Raw genomic sequence first — 17,042 nt, 5'->3', positions numbered from 1 at the left:
GACAGGTTTGCCCTCGACAAACCTGTCGTTCGGCTGGATGTTTATTACAGCGACTCCGCAACGTGTCACTGTATGAGCGATGATGGCGACCTCAGTGCGGAGGTACAGGAACTCCGTGCCGAGGTTGATGCCCTCCACACACGCATCGCCGCCCTGGAGTCGGCGTTAGACACCGACCCGCCTCCGTCCACCGAGGCCGAAACTGCCAGCACAGCAGTCGAGTCGGACACAGCGGCTCCCGAATCGGAGTCCGTAGGTAGTACGGAGCCAGAGCCAGACACCGGCGAGACTGCCGACAGCAACGCACCGGCCGACGAACGGAACTGGGAGCGCAACATCGGGATGAAGTGGCTCGGTGGGGTCGGTGGCCTCACGCTGGTGGTCGGCGTCGTCTTCTTCATTCGGCTGGCCATCGAGGCGGGATACCTCGGCCCGCTCGGGCGTGTACTCACCGGCACGGCGGGCGGGCTCATACTGCTCGCTGGCGGCCGGTACGCCGCCGAGGCACAGGGCTACAGCCGGTGGGGGCGACTCGTCGCCGGGACTGGCCTCGCAATCGCGTATTTCAGCGTCTACGCGGCCTACGGCTTCGAGTCGTACCGCGCTGCCATCGGAGCGCCACTGTGGGCGGTGCTGCTGGTCTTGACAGCTCTCGTGGCCGCCACCGCGGCGCTCTCGGTCCGGGACCACGCACCGGCTGTCGCCGGCGAGGCGTTCCTGCTGGGATACGTCACTGCCTACGTCGGAATCGACGCCGGGTCCTTCATCGTCTCGCCGGCCTACGTCGTGCTTCTCACTGCCGGGCTCGTGACCATCGCCGCTGTCCGCCCGTGGAGCCGACTCGTCCTCGGCAGCGTCCTCCCGGCCTACGTGCTCCACCTTGCGTGGTTGGAGCGGCTGGAGCCGCCTGAGGCGGTCGCCACCGCTGTTCTCGCCGCGACGTTCGGAATATATGCTGCCGGTGTGTACGTACTCCGTGCGAGCGACCGAACGGATCGATGGCACCGCCGACTGGTGGAAGGGACGACCGCGTCCAATGCCGTGTTCGCCGTGTTGTTGCTGGAAGGAGTCGTTCGTCGACTCATCCCGACGGCACCGGACGGGGTAGCTGTCGGGGCAGTCGGGCTCGCCCTCGGCGGCATCTACGCCGTCACGGAGTCACGCCTGAGACAGCAAAACAGCGCCTCTGGGGTGCTTGCCGTCGTTCTACTCGCCATCAGTGTCATCCTCGCGGCCGACCCGTTCGTCGAAACCGTCGGTCTCCTCATCCTGCTCTGTGGGGCGCTGGCGCTCGGAGCCCGGCACGATGCAGGGGCGGTCCGTATCGGCGGGCATCTCGTCGCTGTCGGGACTGTCGTCAAACTGCTCGTTGTGGACGCGACCAGATTACCGGCGTTCTCGCTTGCGGACCCACTTGCGACGGTGACGGGGCGGCCGGCCGCCTATCTGCTGGGAATCGCGGTTTTCTATGCACTCGGTCGATGGTTCAGCGGCACATCGACGACGGTACCCAGCAGTGACCGCAAACTTTCGGTGGCTGCGCCGTACGTCTGGACTGCGACCGGGCTCGCAGTGGTGCTTCTGGGACTGGAGCTTTCGGGAGCGAGTCTGTCGGTCGCCTGGGCAGTTCTGGGGCTCGTGTTCGTCGGGGTTGGCCTCGCACTTGACGCCCGCAGTCGTCGGCTTCAGGGCGTCGTCGTCCTCGGCCTGGTGACAGTCAAGGTGTTCCTCTACGATACGCAGGGGCTCGATACGCTCGCCCGGACACTCTCCTTTCTCGTACTCGGGGGGATTCTCCTCGTCGCCTCGTACGCGTACGCCCGCTGGTAGGGCGAGAAACCGCTTCAGCGTCTGTCAGGGTAACACAGCTGCGTTCCGCTGAATCAGGACTACGGTCGCCACAAAGGGTTTTGCCCGTGCCTGCCCTCCCTCCCGTTGTGACCGCGTACGACCTTTCGCGCTATCTCAACGTCCGAAGCGCCTACGGCAGCTCGTTCGCGCCGGACGGGACGCTCGCTTTCCTGATGAACACGACCGGCGTTGCCCAGCTCTGGTCGCTTCCCGAACCCCACGGCTGGCCCGAACAGTTGACGTTCTACGACGACACTGTGAGCTTCGTCGACTTCTCGCCCGAGCGCCAGGAACTCGTCTTCGGCATGGACGAGGGCGGCAACGAGCGGGCGCAGCTGTACCGGCTCGACGCGAACGGGCGCGTCCACGAACTCACCGGGATGCCCGACGCGAAACACCGCTGGGGCGGCTGGTCGCCCGATGGCGAGCGCTTCGCGTTCGCGTCGAACCGTCGGGACGAGGCTGTCTTCGACATCTACGTGCAGGACCGCGACGCGACCGGCGACGATGCGGACCTAATCTGGAAGGGAGATGGCTGGTTCTCCGTCCGCGGCTTCTCGCCCGACGGTGAGCGACTGTTAGTCAGCGAAGCCCACTCCAGTTTCGACCAAGACATCTACGTGCTTGACATCGACAGCGGGAATCGCAGCCATCTCACGCCACACGAGGGGAAGGTCCGTTACACGAGCGCGTCGTGGGGACCGGAGGGCGAGGCGGTGTATCTCGTCACCGACGCCGAAAGCGACACGCTCGAACTTGCCCGCCTTTCGCTTGAGGGCGACCTCGACATCGTCCGCTCGGACGACCAGTGGAACATCGACGGCGTCGCGCTTGACAAGGACAGTGGCCGTCTCGTGTACTCGCGCAACATCGACGGCTACAACGAACTCACCGTCGGCGAACTGACAGGGCCGACAACCATTGAGACGTTCCCGACGCCGGACCTGCCGGGCGGGCTGGCCGGGGGCGTTTCGTGGGGACCCGACGCCGAACGGTTCGCCGTCAGCGTCACCGGGCGGCAGGTCAACACCAACGTGTTCGTCGTGGAGGCCGAGACCGGCGAGAGCGAGCAGTGGACGGCCGCCTCGACAGCTGGCATCCCGCGTGAAACGTTCATTGAGCCAGAAGTCGTCCGGTTTGACTCCTTCGACGGGCGAGAGATTCCGGCGCTGTTCTCGCTGCCGGACGGCGCGGCTGACGGGGCTGGCGCTGACGGCGACACGCCCGTCATCGTCGATATCCACGGCGGCCCGGAGAGCCAGCGTCGCCCGTCGTTCTCCGGCCTGACCCAGTACTTCCTCTCACGAGGCTACGCCGTCTTCGAGCCCAATGTCCGCGGGTCGACGGGCTACGGAAAGGCCTACACGCACCTTGATGACGTGGAAAAGCGGATGGACTCGGTGAAAGACCTTCGGGCCGGCGTCGATTGGCTCCACGACCACCGGGCTGTCGACTCCGACCGGATCGTGGCGATGGGCGGGTCCTACGGCGGTTTCATGGTCCTTGCGGCACTGACCGAGTACCCGGACCTCTGGGCGGCCGGTGTCGACGTGGTTGGCATCGCCAACTTCGTGACGTTTCTGGAGAACACCGGTGACTGGCGGCGGGAACTCCGCGAGGCCGAGTACGGGTCTCTCGAAGCGGACCGCGAGTTCCTCGAATCTATCTCGCCGATCAACAACGTCGACCGCATCCACGCGCCACTGTTCGTCCTCCACGGGGCCAACGACCCGCGTGTCCCAGTTGACGAGGCCGAACAAATCGCCGAGCAGGCGTCCAAACAGGGCGTCCCGGTGGAAAAGCTCATCTTCGACGACGAGGGACACGGCATCAGCAAGCGGGAGAACCGGATTGAAGCGTACACCGCCGTCGTCGAATTCCTCAACGACCACGTCTGAGCGAGCCATACTAACGTTGTCGCGGGCGTCCACTGCACGCGTGTTGTCGCCGGTACACCGGGGTATTTTCAAACCGTGAGAGTGTTCAGGCGGATTTATTATGCTGCCGAAGCACCGTTTCGTATGGAGATAGCCGAGCGCTCGCGAGCACGGGTGCAAGAGCGTCTCGCCCGTCTCGAACAGGAGTTCGGCTCGACGCCGGTTGACCAGACCACCTTTTCGGTGGGTGCAGAGGCATACCAGCGTGCTGTCGAGCGCTCACGAGCAGGACAGGTGGACGTACACGCGTTCGTCCACAACGAGTCGGGCGACGTGTTGATGAGTGACGCTGACGGGTCCTGGGAGATCCCGCAAGGCCAGACACAGGGGGCCGAACGGCCGGCGGCAGCGGTCGAGCGGGTTGTCACCGAAACGGCCGGCGTCGCGTGTACGATTCGTGACGCGGTTCGGGCGACCATTTGTGGCGTGCGAAACGAGGCAGACCCGGACGCTGAGACGGTGTACCGGCTCAGTATCGTGTTCGACGCGGAGATCAAAAGCACGGCACCCGAAGACGGTGACGCTGGGACGCCCGACGAGGCCGAAGCGTCGATCCGGTGGGACGACGCGAGCGATGTCGCGGTCGCGGAACTGGTTTAGATAACGCCGGTAACGGTCGCTGCTTCTATCGCTGCTTCTTCACTCATTCCATCCCCCAACACCGTGTAGCGGTCACGGATCTGATGGGCCGTGGTCAGCGCTTCGATCACCGTCTCGTCATCGATGCCGAGCTCGTCTGCCGTTGTCGGCGCGCCGATGGCGGCCAGTGCATCTCTGGCGTCTTTCCACTGGCCTTTCTGGCCGCTGTGGAGGTATTCGGTCATGATCGAGCCGACACCGACCTGATGGCCGTGAAGCGCGCCGTCTGGGACGAGCCGATCCAGCTGGTGGGAAAACAGGTGTTCCGCGCCGCTTGCCGGCCGAGAAGAACCGGCAATAGACATCGCAACGCCGGAAGAAACGAGCGCTTTCACGACAATCCATGACGACTCCTCGAGCCCCTGTTTTATCGAGTCAGCACTCTCGACGAGCATCTCGGCGGTCATCTGGGAGAGCGCGCCGGCGTACTCGGAGTAGTGGACGTTCTTGAGCCGGTGGGCAAGTTGCCAGTCCCGAACCGCGGTGTAGTTCGAGATTATGTCGGCACAGCCGGCAGTGGTCAGCCGCCAGGGGGCCTCTGCCAGCACCTCAGTGTCGGCGATGACGGCCAGTGGCGGCTCAGCGGCGACGCTGTGGCGCGTATCACCTTCGGGGACCGAGCCGCGGCCAGAGACGATGCCGTCGTGGCTCGCGGCCGTCGGCACCGAGACAAACCCCAGCCCGAGGTCGTCGGCTGCCATCTTCGTGATATCGATGGCCTTCCCGCCGCCAACACCAAGCAGGAAGCCCGCATCAATCTCCGACGCGTGGTCGATGACCTGCTGGACGGCATCGAAACTGGCTTGATCGATGACGATCTCGGAGGGGTCGTACCCCGCGTCCTCAAACTGGTCGACGACCCGCTTGCCGGCGACATCATGTGGCGTCGGACTGGAGACAACCAGCGGCCTGCCGGTCAGGTGGAGTTCGCTCACGGCCTCGATTGCCTGGCCGAGGACACCGTGCCCGACCACGACGTTCCGGGGGAGACGGATCCAGGTGCGTTTCTCGAACATGGTTGCCTGTCTCCGGGCACGCGTGAAAACAGTTTAGGTGCGACTGGCGTTCCGACTGCGCGGTACCCAAAATCCGTTGGCAACTATTACACACAAGTTTTTCAAAAACAATTATTAACGTTAACGATTGGGTGTGCCTGTCATGGCACATGACACGACTGACGACGGCATGCGAGCGTCTCGGCGGGCGTTTCTGAAAGCGACCGGCGTGGCCACGGCAGCGGCCGCCACCGGCGCAGGTGTTGGGACCGCCGCGGCGCAACCGGACGTCGATTCGCTCGTCGGCGACCTCACACTGGAGGAGAAAGCGGGACAGATGACGCAGGTCGCAATTAGCTCCTTCGAGGCAGAACCCGAGGAATCAAACGTCCCTGATAGCTTCGGGGTCGACACGGTCGGCGAGTATTTCAGTGAACTCGGCGTCGGGTCAATCCTCTCAGGTGGGGCCGAACCGCCGAGCTTCGACGGCGAGACCGTGGTTCAAGGAATCAATGCTCTCCAGGAATACAACATGGAGAACGCCGATCACGACATCCCGTTTCTCTACGGCGTCGATGCAACACACGGCAACGGCCTCTTGGAGGGTGCGACGGTGTTCCCCCAGCGGTTGAACATGGGTGCGACGCGAGACCTGAGTCTGATCGCAGAGGCCGAGCGCCACACGAGCAACTCAACGGCGGCGATGGGCGCACACTGGACCTTCGCACCGACGACGGATCTCCAGCGAGACCCCCGCTGGGGCCGCTTCTTCGAGGGTATCAGCGAGGACCCAAAACTCGAAGCGGATGTCTCACGGGTACGAGCACGGGCACTTGAGGACGACGACCGGCTGACAGCGTGTGTCAAACACTTCGCGGCCTACTCCATCCCGAACAACGGCAACGACCGCGCACCGGCCTCAACGTCGCTACGTGACCTCCGGACGAACATCCTCCCGCCGTACCGGGAGGCACTGAAATCCGAACCCGGGACGGTAATGGTCAACAGCGGGTCGATAAACGGGGTGCCGGCCCACGCCTCTCACTGGCTGTTGACGACCCTGCTCCGGGATACCTACGGCTACGAGGGGATGGTCGTCTCGGACTGGGACGACCTGAACCGCATGATCACGAACCACGACTACGCGCCCGACTTCGAGACGGCGACAGAGATGGCCATCAACGCTGGCGTCGATATGTATATGATCGGCAACGGCGGCGACGCACCGGGACCGGTCCAGTTCATCGATACCGTGGTCGGCCTCGTCGAGGACGGCGCGATTCCGATGGAGCGTATCGACGAAGCGGTCCGGCGGATCCTCGAACTGAAGGCCGACCTCGGCCTGTTCGAGCAGCCGACGGTCGACGAGTCCCGCATCGGGAACGTACTCGGCGGCGCACAGGAGACCGCCGAGACGATGGCAAAGGAATCGATGGTCCTCCTGAAAAACACGGAGGACACGCTCCCGCTGTCCGGCGACGAGACCGTCCTGCTGACCGGGCCCGGCGTCGACGCCAACGGCAACAACACCCGCGCGCTGATGCAACACGGCGGCTGGACGCTTGGCTGGCAGGGGGCCAGCGCCAGCGGCCCGTTCCCGCGCCAGAACCTCCTCGAAGCGGAACTCCGCGCTCGCGTCGGCAGTCTCACGCACGTTCCCACCTCGTACGAGAACACCACCTGGTGGGCCGGCGAGGGCGACGGCGAGAACCAGCAGAGCGACGAGAACGGAAATTTCGACTTCACCGACGAGCAACGGTCACAGGTCGAATCGGCTGCTCCCGAGTCCGACGCCGTCGTCGTCGTTATCGGCGAAGGGACCCACAATGAAGGGTTCGGCGACCGTGACGAACTGGTGCTCGACGAGTCCCAGCAAGCCCTCCTCGACACCGTCGTCGAATCCGCAGACGATTCGACGCCGATAATCGGCGTCATGCTCGCCGGTGCGCCGCGAGGGTCTCCGGAGACGTTCAGCCAGCTCGACGCCCTCCTGTTTGCCGGCCAGCCCGGTAGCGACGGCGGGGTCGCCATCGCCGAAACACTGGTCGGCGAGTACAACCCCTCGGGCAAGCTCCCTTTCAGTTGGCCCGAGAACGTCGGGACCGCGCCCGTACAGCACAGCCGCTACGACCCGACATCGACGGGCGCGACGGACAACACCGCGCTGTACGAGTACGGCCACGGGCTCTCGTACACCAATTTCGAGTACGGCAGCGTCTCGGTCACGCAGCCCACTGTCGGTAACCCGGCTAACCAGTCTGAAGTGACTGTCAGCGTCGAGGTGACGAACGTCGGCGAGATGGCTGGCGAGCACATCGTCGAGGTGTTCAACACCCAGTCGTACGGCTCGGTCCTCCAGCCGAGACGCCGACTGCTCGGCTACGAGCGTGTCTCGCTTGACGCTGGCGAGTCAGCCACAGTGGACGTGACCGCCGACCTGACGGCGCTGGAGGTGGTTCCCGGTGACGTGCTTGGACTCGGCCCGAAGGTCGTCGAAGCTGGCGAGTACCAACTCACTGTCGGCCAAGACGGCCCAACGGCCACGCTCACCGTCCGGAACACGGCGAGCATCACCGATCCGGACCCCGTTCCGGGCCTCCCGAACGGGTCAGAGAGCAACCCCGGTCGGGGCAATAGTGGGAATAAAACCGGCAACGGTAACAACGGGAACAGAAATGCTAACGGCGACAGCACCAGCCGCGACCCCACCATGGAAGACGTCGTCGAACTTCTCGATGAGGTTCGGAAGGGATCCTGAGGCGGGTCACGTACTCTAATCCGCGGTGTTCCCGCCGGTGCACAGACCTCAGAGACCCACCATGCACAGACAGACACTGGTCCGCTCGCACGCCCACAAACAATTATGTATATTCGATTATAGTACCTAAAGCAGTGACCCAGTGACACGGAATCAGCCAATGCGGTTTGAGCAGGACATCTATGCCTGACTCCACACGCCAACCCAGCGAGACCCTTCGGGACCGACTCCAGCAGTATGGCCTCTCCAGGACAGAGGCAGAAACGTACCTCGCCGTCGTCGAAAAGGGGCCAGCAACAGCCCGAACAGTGGCCGAAACAGCAGGGATATCCAAGAGCTACGTGTACGACATCTGTGGTTCGCTGGCCGCGGACGGCTTTGTCACCGTCGACGACCATCGGACACCGACGATCATCCGTGCGACACCCCCGTCAGAGGCTTTTGGCGCGCTGAAACGCGAACTCGACACGCTGGAGACAGCGGTACAGACCCGGTACGAGGACACTTCGGCCGAGAATAACACTTTCGAGGTGGTCAAGTCCCGACCGACTATCGTCAAACGGCTGGAGCAACACATCGAAGCCGCCGACTGCGAGGTTATTCTGCAGATCCCGGCCCGGCGGCTCCCCGATATCCGCGAACCGCTCCGTCGTGCCCAGGAACGGGGCATCCTCGTGCTCCTAACGCTGTCGAGTTACGACAGGGCGACGATGGAGTTAGACCTAGAGGAGATCGCCAACGCCGTCCGAATCGGCCTCGATGGCGCGCCTTCGTTGCTTGCGACGGACCAGCAGCGCGGGTTCGTCTCTCCGTCGACAATGCTCAGCTGGGATCACGACGAGACGAACGCGATCACGTTTACGCAGGAGGCAGTTGCGGCTGTGTTAGTCGGTTCCTACCTGGGCAATTATTGGCCGATAGGCGAAGAGGTCCTCGTGTCGCAACCTCCGACACTCCCGGCTCGGTACGATATGTTCCGTCCCGTCGTGTTCACGACCACACTCGCACTCCGGGCTGGTGAGTCCGTCGTCGCCGACCTGTACGCGCGGCAGACGGGCTCCGACGACGACTTCGAAGTGATATCCGGCGAGGTGATCGACGTCCGACAGAACCTCGTTGAGCCGCACAATAGCGATTTCGGGTTCGAGAACTCGCTGGTCGTCGACATCGGAGACGGCCGCATCACCGTCGGCGGATACGGTGCGTTCTTAGAGGACTACGAGGTCAAGCACACGACGCTACGCCGGACGTAGTTGTCATTCGGTTAGGCGGTCGATAAGCTCTGATTCCGTGTCCCGGTCAGGCCCGAACTCACGGCCGGTTCGCTCGTTCTCCCGGTGCTCGGCGACGGTTACGGCCAGTGCCGTCTCGTGGGGCGTCGATGACCAGCCTATGTCGCGGAGCTTCGCCGTCGATAGCAGATGCGGTGACTCGCGGTAGATAGGGAAGTCGTCGGGGTCCAGCCCCGCGGCCCCGAGTTCGCGCTCACCGACACCGACTGTCTCGACATCCGTCTCGTGCACTCTGGCAAGCAGGTCGACCCACTCCCGGAGCGTCGGCGCGTGCTCGTCGCCGACGTTGTAGGCCTCGCCGGCTGTCCCTCGCTCCGCGACGAGGCGAAGCGCGCTCGCCACGTCCTCGACGTAGGCCATCTGCCACAGGCTGAGGCCGTCACTGGGAACAACGACCTGCTCGTACTCGGCCACGCGGTCGACCCAGTAGGCGAACCGCTCAGTGTAGTCGTAGGGCCCGTACACGACGGTCGGTCGGACGCTCATCGCTCGCACACCGTCCTCCGCGGCAGCGAACACTTCACGATCGCCTTCGGCCTTCCGCGGCCCGTAGGTCTCCGCGCTGTCGGTTGTGGCCTGCTCGGCAGTACAGCCCGCAAGCGGTGTCTCCCCCTCCCGCTTGGGCGTCCGTTCAGCGCCGTAGGCCGCGCCGCTTGAGATATACACGTACGCATCGACATCGGCGAACACGTCGGTCGCCACCCGGACATCCTCCGGAAAGTATGCCACACAGTCGACGACCACGTCCGGCTCGACCCGTTCGCGAGCGGTTTCGAGTGTGTCCCGCTCGCGTCGGTCGCCCTTGATGTGAGCGACATCGGAGTTCGTGAACGGATTCTGACGCTGTCCGCGGGTGAGCATTGTCACGTCGTAGCCTGCGTCGCGGAACTCGGTGACTGTGTGCCGGCCGATGAACCGACCGCCGCCGATGACGAGGACACTGTCCATACGCTGTGCTCGAACGGGACCAGCAAAACAGTGTGGCTCACCGCCAGCGTCTGCCGCGGTCCGACAGTTGACACCGAGTGTTTACCGAGGTGGCATGACGACCGACACCCCATCAGCAGAACGGGCGATAGAGTCGGCAATGTACGGTGCAAGACGACATCTCAGGGGGCGGATATTTTTACGTAGTCGGGCAGTAACAGATGCAGTGACAGGTAAGTTGCGTGCTGTCTCTTCAGTTATTTCGGTTATCCTCCTCGTGGCGGTAACTGTCGTTCTCGCAGCAGTGCTGTCAGTGGCGACGCTCGGCCTCGCGGAGAAACTGGATGACACAGCGCCTGTGATCAGCCAATCAGACGGTGAGTTCGCCCCGCAGAGTGGGTTCGACGGGGGCATCGTCCGTATCAGGCACGTTGCTGGAGATATCGTCCGCGTCTCCGAGATTGAGGTGGCCGTCAGTGCTGACTGCGGCAGCGATGGGACTGAAAAGCACGGGCGGTTAGTCAATCTCCCAGTGAAATCCGGTGACCGGCCACAGAGCGACAACATCGAGGGCGACGACATCTTTGATGAGAGCACTGGCTCGCTTACAGAGCGCGGTGCTGATGATACCGGGGCTCTGGTTACAGACGAGTTCCGTCCCGGAGATGTGATTGTCTTCCGGATAGCGGGCGGGGACTGTGACTTGCAGCCGGGCGACACAGTGACCGTCCGAGTCGTGCACACCCCGTCAAACGCGGTTATTATCCAGCAGCAACTAACTGCGTGACTCGACAGGTACGCTGTGTCCCGATATCGATCTGCCACTGCGCAAAACCGGTCGTCATCTCTGATGAACGGCACAGCCAAATAAAAAACGAACGAGGCGTGCCCGCGTGTCTGTGTTCAGTTGCCGGCCGTCGCGTTCGTTACGTTCGTCGAGAACCCAGTATCGGCGCTGGAAGTGTTTCCGCCCCTGCTCCGGCCAGTCTGCAGGATGATGGGTGTTCCATCATCGTCAGTCGCCAGAATGACCTTATCCGAATCGTCGATGCTCTGGACGTACTGCTGTTTCAGCACGACCGGGTTGTCCCGAAGCGCCTCACCGCGGATCTCGATAACCCGGGCGTCGGCTTCGGCCTGAATCTCCTGCCGTTCCTTGTCGCGTTCGGCCTGTTGGATCTCGAATTTCTTCTCTTCGACGCGTTGCTTTGCGATTTCCTTGTCGTTGAGCGCCTGATCGTACGAGTCTGGGAGGTCAACGGTCCGAACCTGCACCTCTTCGAGGACGAGCGCTTCGCCCTCGAACGCGGATTCGAGTTTCTGCTGTGCCGCATCGCCGAGTCGCTCGCGGCCGTCGTTGGTGTATATCTCGCTCGTCTGGATACCTGCGGCCTCATCACGGAGCTGCGACCGGACGGACGGTCGGATAAGTCGCTCCTCCGCCTGGCCGACGGTCCGCCATTCAGTGACGAATCCTGATGCGTCTGATTCTTGGATCTTGTACCGGACGGTGATGTCGATGTCGACCGTCGTCCCATTGATGGTCTGGACGGTCACCGCATCGGCTTGTGACGGTCTGTCGCCTTCGCCCTCTGTGTTGGCCATGGTGTAGGTCCGTGGCCGGATTTCCACGTCCTGAACCGAATCCTTGACTGGCACGATGATGTGTGCGCCCGGCTGAAGTTGGTCACCGGTTACCGCGCCGAACGATTTCTGGACGCCGACGTGGCCTTCGGGGACCTGATGGTAGCCACCAAACAGGGCTATTGCGACGGCGAGGGCGACAACGACGCTGACTCCGATACGGAGGCCGCGGCCGACATCAATGTCGATGTCTGACCCGGAATCGGGGTCAGGACCGGGGATGTCACTCATGCTGTGCTCCGATACGATACGACGGTTGGTTGTACGGGGACCATGTCCAGCACTTCGGCCCGACAGCTATAGGACCAGCGGTTGATTGTTACAATGTCGCATTACGACCCCCCAGAACGCGGCTCGATTGTGGCAGAAAAACAGAGCCCCTGACGACAGACAAAAACGCTGAAAAACGGCGCTTCAGTCGTCTGTCGAGGCGGCGAAGTCGGCCTCAGCGGCTTCGGCGCTCGCCGCAGCCTTGGCCGGCGGCTCGTTGCGCACGTCGTCGCGCTCGCGGTCGGCGATGACCTCGGCGTAGGCGTCAGGCATCACCTTCGTGAAGTTCTCCACCTCAGCGTCCCAGTCGTCGAGCAACTCCGCCGCTCGGTCAGAGTCGGTGTAGGCGGCGTGGTTCTCGACGAGCCGGGTAATCATCTGGCGGTCTTTGCCTTCGAGCGTCTCGGCCAGCGACACCATGCCGGTGTTTGCCTTCGCTGCGAACTCGCCATCGGGGTCGTAGACGTAGGCGACGCCGCCGGACATCCCGGCCGCGAAGTTCTTGCCCGTCTCGCCCAGCACGACAATAGCGCCGCCGGTCATGTACTCACAGCCGTGGTCGCCGACGCCTTCGACAACGCCCTTGACCCCGGAGTTGCGGACGGCGAAGCGTTCGCCGGCCATGCCGTTGACGTAGGCCTCGCCCTGCGTCGCGCCGTACAGCGCGACGTTGCCGATGACGATGTTCTCCGATGGATCGAAGGGAGCCTGATCCGGCGTGTTCACGATGAGCTTCCCGCCGGAGAGGCCCTTGCCGACGTAGTCATTGGCCGTCCCGGTCAGTTCCATCGTCACGCCCTGTGAGAGGAACGCGCCGAAGGACTGGCCCGCCGTGCCGTCGAAGTCGACCCGGATGGTGTCGTCCGCGAGCCCGTCACTTGCGTGCTCGCGGGAGATGCGGTTCGAGAGCGTCGCCCCGACCGCACGGTCGACGTTGGTGATGTCGGTGTCAATAGCGACCGGGTCGCCGCTGTAGATGGCGTCCTCGGCGGCGTCGATGAGATCCCAGTCGAGCTGTTCGTCGACCTCGTGGGTCTGCTCGCGCTGCTTGTAGCGGCCGTCGTTGTCGGCCGGCTCGGCGATGACCGAGGAAAGATCGAGCTTCTGGGCCTTGGGCTGGCTCACGTTGTCGCGCTGTTTCAGGACGCTCGGTCGGCCGATCATCTCGTCGATGGTCTCGAAGCCGAGTTCAGCCATGATCTCGCGCAGTTCCTGGGCCACGAAGGTCATGTAGTTGATGACGTGCTGTGGCTCGCCGGGGAACCGCTCGCGGAGGTTCTCGTTCTGCGTGGCGATGCCGACCGGGCAGGTGTTCTCGTGGCACTGCCGGGCCATCACGCAGCCGGAGGTGACCAGCGAGGCGGTCCCGAAGGTGTACCCCTCGGCACCGAGCAGGGCGGCAACGGCCACGTCGCGGCCGGTCTTCATGCCGCCGTCGGTGGTCACCTTGATTCGTGAGCGCAGGCCAGTCGCCCGGAGCATCTGGTTGGCCTCCGAAACACCGAGCTCCCACGGGAGGCCGGCGTTCTTGATCGAGGTCTTCGGCGACGCGCCGGTCCCGCCGTCGTGGCCCGAGATGTGGACCACGTCAGCGTTGGCCTTGGCGACGCCGGCCGCGATGGTCCCGATGCCGTCCTCCGAGACCAGTTTGACGTTGATGTCGGCCTCTGGGTTCGAGGCCTTGAGATCGTGGATGAGCTGTTTCAGGTCCTCGATGGAGTAGATGTCGTGCAACGGCGGCGGCGAGATGAGGCCGACGCCCGGCGTCGCGTACCGCACGTGGGCGATCATCTCGTTCACCTTCTTGCCGGGCAGGTGGCCGCCCTCGCCGGGCTTGGACCCCTGTGCCATCTTGATCTGGAGTTCGTCGGCTGACGCGAGGTAGTCGGAAGTGACGCCGAAGCGGCCGGAGGCGACCTGCTTGGTCGTACACTCCTTCTCGGTGTCGAACCGCTCGGGCGGTTCGCCGCCCTCGCCGGTGTTGGCGTTGGCACCGAGCCGGTTCATTGCGATGGCGTTGTTCTCGTGCATCTCGGGCGACAGCGACCCGAGTGACATCGCCGCGGTCTCGAAACGCTCGACAATGTCGTCAACCGACTCGACATCCTCGATGGGGATAGACTCACGGTCGGAGTCGAATTCGAGTAGACCGCGCAGCGTCTGGAGCTCCTCGTTCTGGTCGTTGACCAGTTCGGCAAACTCCTTGTACGTATCGTAGTCGCCCATCCGGACGGCTTGCTGGATCTTGCCAACCGTGTTGGGGTTCCACTGGTGATGGATGCCGTTCGAGCGGAACTCGTACTCGCCCTGGCGGGGCATGTCGGGCTCCTCCTCGCTCCAGGCGACATCATGTCGCTGGGTGAGGTCGTCCTCGATTTCCTCGATGCCGATACCGTCGGTCCGGCAAGTCGTCCCCTCGAAGTACTCGGCGATGAAGTCCGAGGAGAGGCCGACGGCCTCGAAGATCTGGGCACCCTGATAGGATTCGACCGTGGAGATACCCATCTTGGCCATCGTCTTCAGGAGGCCGTCCTCGACGGCAGTGATGTAGGCATCAATGGCGTCGGCCAGGTCTGCGCCGTCCGGTCCGGCTACCAGATCATCGATGGTCTGGTAGGCCAGATAGGGGTTGACGGCCCCGGCCCCGTAGCCGATGAGCGTCGCGAAGTGATGGACTGCACGCGGGTCACCGGACTCGACGATGAGTCCGACGTGATTGCGGAGGCCGTTGCGGACGAGATGGTGGTGGATCCCACCGACGGCAAGGAGGCTCGGAATTGGCACGCGGCCGTCGCTGGCCGCACGGTCCGAGAGCACGAGAATATCGTGTTCCTGCGCCGCGGCGTCAGCCTCGGCCCGCACGTCTTCGACGGCCTGGCGAAGGTCGCCGCCCTCTTCATAGGTGATATCGATGACCGTCGTGGACATGCCGTTGGCGTCCAGATCCTTGATGGACTGCGTCTCCTCGTCGGTGAGAACCGGCGAGTCCAAAACGAGCTGGCGAGCGTGGCCCTGACTCTCGTTGAGGATGTTACGCTGGTGGCCCAGCCGAGACTCCAGCGACGTGACGAGTTCCTCGCGGATGTAGTCAAGCGGCGGATTCGTCACCTGGGCGAACAGCTGCTTGAAGTAGGTGAACAGCGGGCGGTTGAACTGCGAAAGCACCGACAGCGGCGTGTCGTCACCCATGGAGCCGACGGGGTCTTTCCCCTTCTCGGCCATCGGCTCGATGAGGTGGTCGACCTCGTCATACGTGTAGCCGTACATGGCCTGCTGGCTCCGGAGCGCGTCCGCGGGGTCCCGAGGTGCGTTGTCTCCGCGGTCAGCAACCTCGTCAAGGTCGACCTGTTCTTCGTCGACCCACTCGCCGTACTTGTCGTCAGTGATGTCGTCGAACACTTCCTCGTCAGGGATAACGCGTCCCTCTTCAGGGTCGGCGAGGAAACACTGGCCGGGCTGGAGACGCCCGCGCTCCGTGATTTCGCTGGCGTCGTGTTCCAGTGCGCCGGCTTCTGAGGACATCACGAGCGTATTGTCCTCCAACACGTCATAGCGGCACGGGCGGAGACCGTTCCGGTCCAGCACGGCTCCGATGCGGTCGCCGTCGGTGGCTGCGACGAGCGCCGGGCCGTCCCACGGTTCGACAAGCGAGGCGTGGTAATCGTAGAAGTCACGACGGTCACCGGTCACGTCGTTCATCTCGCCACGCCAGGCCTCGGGGATGAGCATCCGGAGGGCGTGGGGGAGGTCGCGGCCGCCCTGCAGGAGGAGTTCGAGCGCATTGTCAACGCTCGCAGTGTCTGACTGCTCGGGGTCGTCGATGATGGGCTTGATCTTCTCCAGATCTCCCTCGAACTCGTCGCTCTGGATGTCGGTCTCCCGAGCGCGCATCCAGTTGATGTTCCCCTGAATCGTGTTGAACTCGCCGTTGTGGATGACGCGACGATACGGGTGGGCGAGGTGCCACGCACCCAGCGTGTTCGTCGAGAACCGGGCGTGAACCATTGCGAACGTCGACTGCATCCGCTCGTCTTCGAGGTCAGGATAGTAGTCTTCGAGCTGTTCGGCCTTGAGCAGGCCTTTGTACACCACGACATCGGTTGCGAGCGAAACGACGTAGAACCGCTCGTGGCCTGCCGGCTTTTCCCCCTCAACAGTGTTTTCGAGCGCCCGGCGGCCGATGTACAGCTGATTCTCGAAGGCATCACCGGTCTTGCCCGTCGCAGAGGTAACGAAAAACTGGACGATGTCGGGTTCGGATTCGAGCGCCGTCGCGCCAAGGTCGCTGTTGTCCGTTGGAACGTCGCGCCAGTCGAGGACATCGAGGCCCTCAGCGGCGAGTTCCGTCTCGACGAGGTCTGTCAGACTCTCGGCGACCTCGTCGTCCTGCGGGAGAAAGAGCGTGCCGACGGCGTACTCGCCAGCAGGTGGCAGGTCGGCGTCGACTTCGGCAGCGAAAAACTCGTGTGGAATCTGGAGCATGATGCCCGCTCCGTCGCCCGTATCTTGCTCGGCTCCTGTCGTTCCTCGATGTTCGAGGTTGTCGAGGAGTTCGAGTCCGTCCGATACAACCCAGTGGTCGCTCTGGCCGTCGAGGTCCATGACGACCCCGACACCACAGTTCGACCGTTCGTCTGTGGGATCTGCAAGCCCGGCGTCGCCTGCAGAGAGACCTGTCTGTCGCTCAACCATGTGTTTCACGACTGGGGATGCCACTATAAGAGGGTAA

At 63.5% G+C, this 17,042-nt stretch carries 10 protein-coding genes; 6 read left to right on the top strand and 4 right to left on the bottom strand.

The window, feature by feature from the left end; all coding sequences use genetic code 11:
- Positions 1 to 72 precede the first annotated feature (72 nt).
- From RBH20_RS03410 to RBH20_RS03400, 3 genes are all read left to right on the top strand, one after another.
- A complete protein-coding gene (locus RBH20_RS03410; protein ID WP_306705512.1) occupies positions 73 to 1,830 on the top strand; it encodes a DUF2339 domain-containing protein in 1,758 nt (585 codons plus the stop codon).
- 107 nt (positions 1,831 to 1,937) lie between these two features.
- A complete protein-coding gene (locus RBH20_RS03405; RefSeq protein WP_306705510.1) occupies positions 1,938 to 3,749 on the top strand; it encodes a S9 family peptidase in 1,812 nt (603 codons plus the stop codon).
- A gap of 123 nt (positions 3,750 to 3,872) precedes the next feature.
- Positions 3,873 to 4,388 (top strand): NUDIX hydrolase, encoded by a 516-nt coding sequence (locus RBH20_RS03400; RefSeq protein WP_306705508.1) that lies wholly within the window; start codon positions 3,873 to 3,875, stop codon positions 4,386 to 4,388.
- Here RBH20_RS03400 and RBH20_RS03395 read toward each other — a convergent pair.
- Complete coding sequence (locus tag RBH20_RS03395; RefSeq protein WP_306705506.1) at positions 4,385 to 5,443, bottom strand: NAD(P)-dependent glycerol-1-phosphate dehydrogenase; 1,059 nt, start codon at positions 5,441 to 5,443, stop codon at positions 4,385 to 4,387. The two genes, RBH20_RS03400 and RBH20_RS03395, sit on opposite strands and share 4 nt — an antisense overlap.
- Positions 5,444 to 5,585: 142 nt before the next feature.
- Between RBH20_RS03395 and RBH20_RS03390 the strand changes: the two genes are divergently transcribed.
- Entirely contained in the window at positions 5,586 to 8,180 is a 2,595-nt protein-coding gene (locus tag RBH20_RS03390; protein WP_306705503.1) for a glycoside hydrolase family 3 N-terminal domain-containing protein, read from the top strand.
- 182 nt (positions 8,181 to 8,362) lie between these two features.
- Positions 8,363 to 9,433 (top strand): TrmB family transcriptional regulator, encoded by a 1,071-nt coding sequence (locus RBH20_RS03385; protein ID WP_306705501.1) that lies wholly within the window; start codon positions 8,363 to 8,365, stop codon positions 9,431 to 9,433.
- A 3-nt stretch (positions 9,434 to 9,436) separates the two neighbouring features.
- On the opposite strand, the gene RBH20_RS03380 is transcribed toward RBH20_RS03385, so the two are convergent.
- Positions 9,437 to 10,420, bottom strand: a complete 984-nt coding sequence (locus RBH20_RS03380; RefSeq protein WP_306705499.1) for an NAD-dependent epimerase/dehydratase family protein — start codon at positions 10,418 to 10,420, stop codon at positions 9,437 to 9,439.
- Between the two features lie 205 nt (positions 10,421 to 10,625).
- Between RBH20_RS03380 and RBH20_RS03375 the strand changes: the two genes are divergently transcribed.
- Positions 10,626 to 11,186 carry a type IV pilin gene (locus RBH20_RS03375; RefSeq protein ID WP_306705497.1) on the top strand — a complete coding sequence of 187 codons (561 nt, stop codon included), beginning with the start codon at positions 10,626 to 10,628 and terminating at the stop codon, positions 11,184 to 11,186.
- Positions 11,187 to 11,302: 116 nt separating this feature from the next.
- On the opposite strand, the gene RBH20_RS03370 is transcribed toward RBH20_RS03375, so the two are convergent.
- Together RBH20_RS03370 and gltB are read right to left on the bottom strand one after the other, a co-directional pair.
- Positions 11,303 to 12,274 carry a prohibitin family protein gene (locus RBH20_RS03370; protein WP_306705495.1) on the bottom strand — a complete coding sequence of 324 codons (972 nt, stop codon included), beginning with the start codon at positions 12,272 to 12,274 and terminating at the stop codon, positions 11,303 to 11,305.
- 183 nt (positions 12,275 to 12,457) lie between these two features.
- Positions 12,458 to 17,005, bottom strand: coding sequence for a glutamate synthase large subunit (gltB, locus tag RBH20_RS03365; RefSeq protein WP_306705493.1), 4,548 nt, complete (start codon positions 17,003 to 17,005; stop codon positions 12,458 to 12,460).
- Positions 17,006 to 17,042 lie beyond the last annotated feature (37 nt).

Origin of the sequence: Haloarcula sp. H-GB4, assembly GCF_030848575.1 — an archaeon.
Lineage (GTDB): Archaea > Halobacteriota > Halobacteria > Halobacteriales > Haloarculaceae > Haloarcula.
The sequence above is the reverse complement of the archived record's forward strand: the minus strand, read 5'-3'. Positions and strand labels throughout refer to the sequence as shown.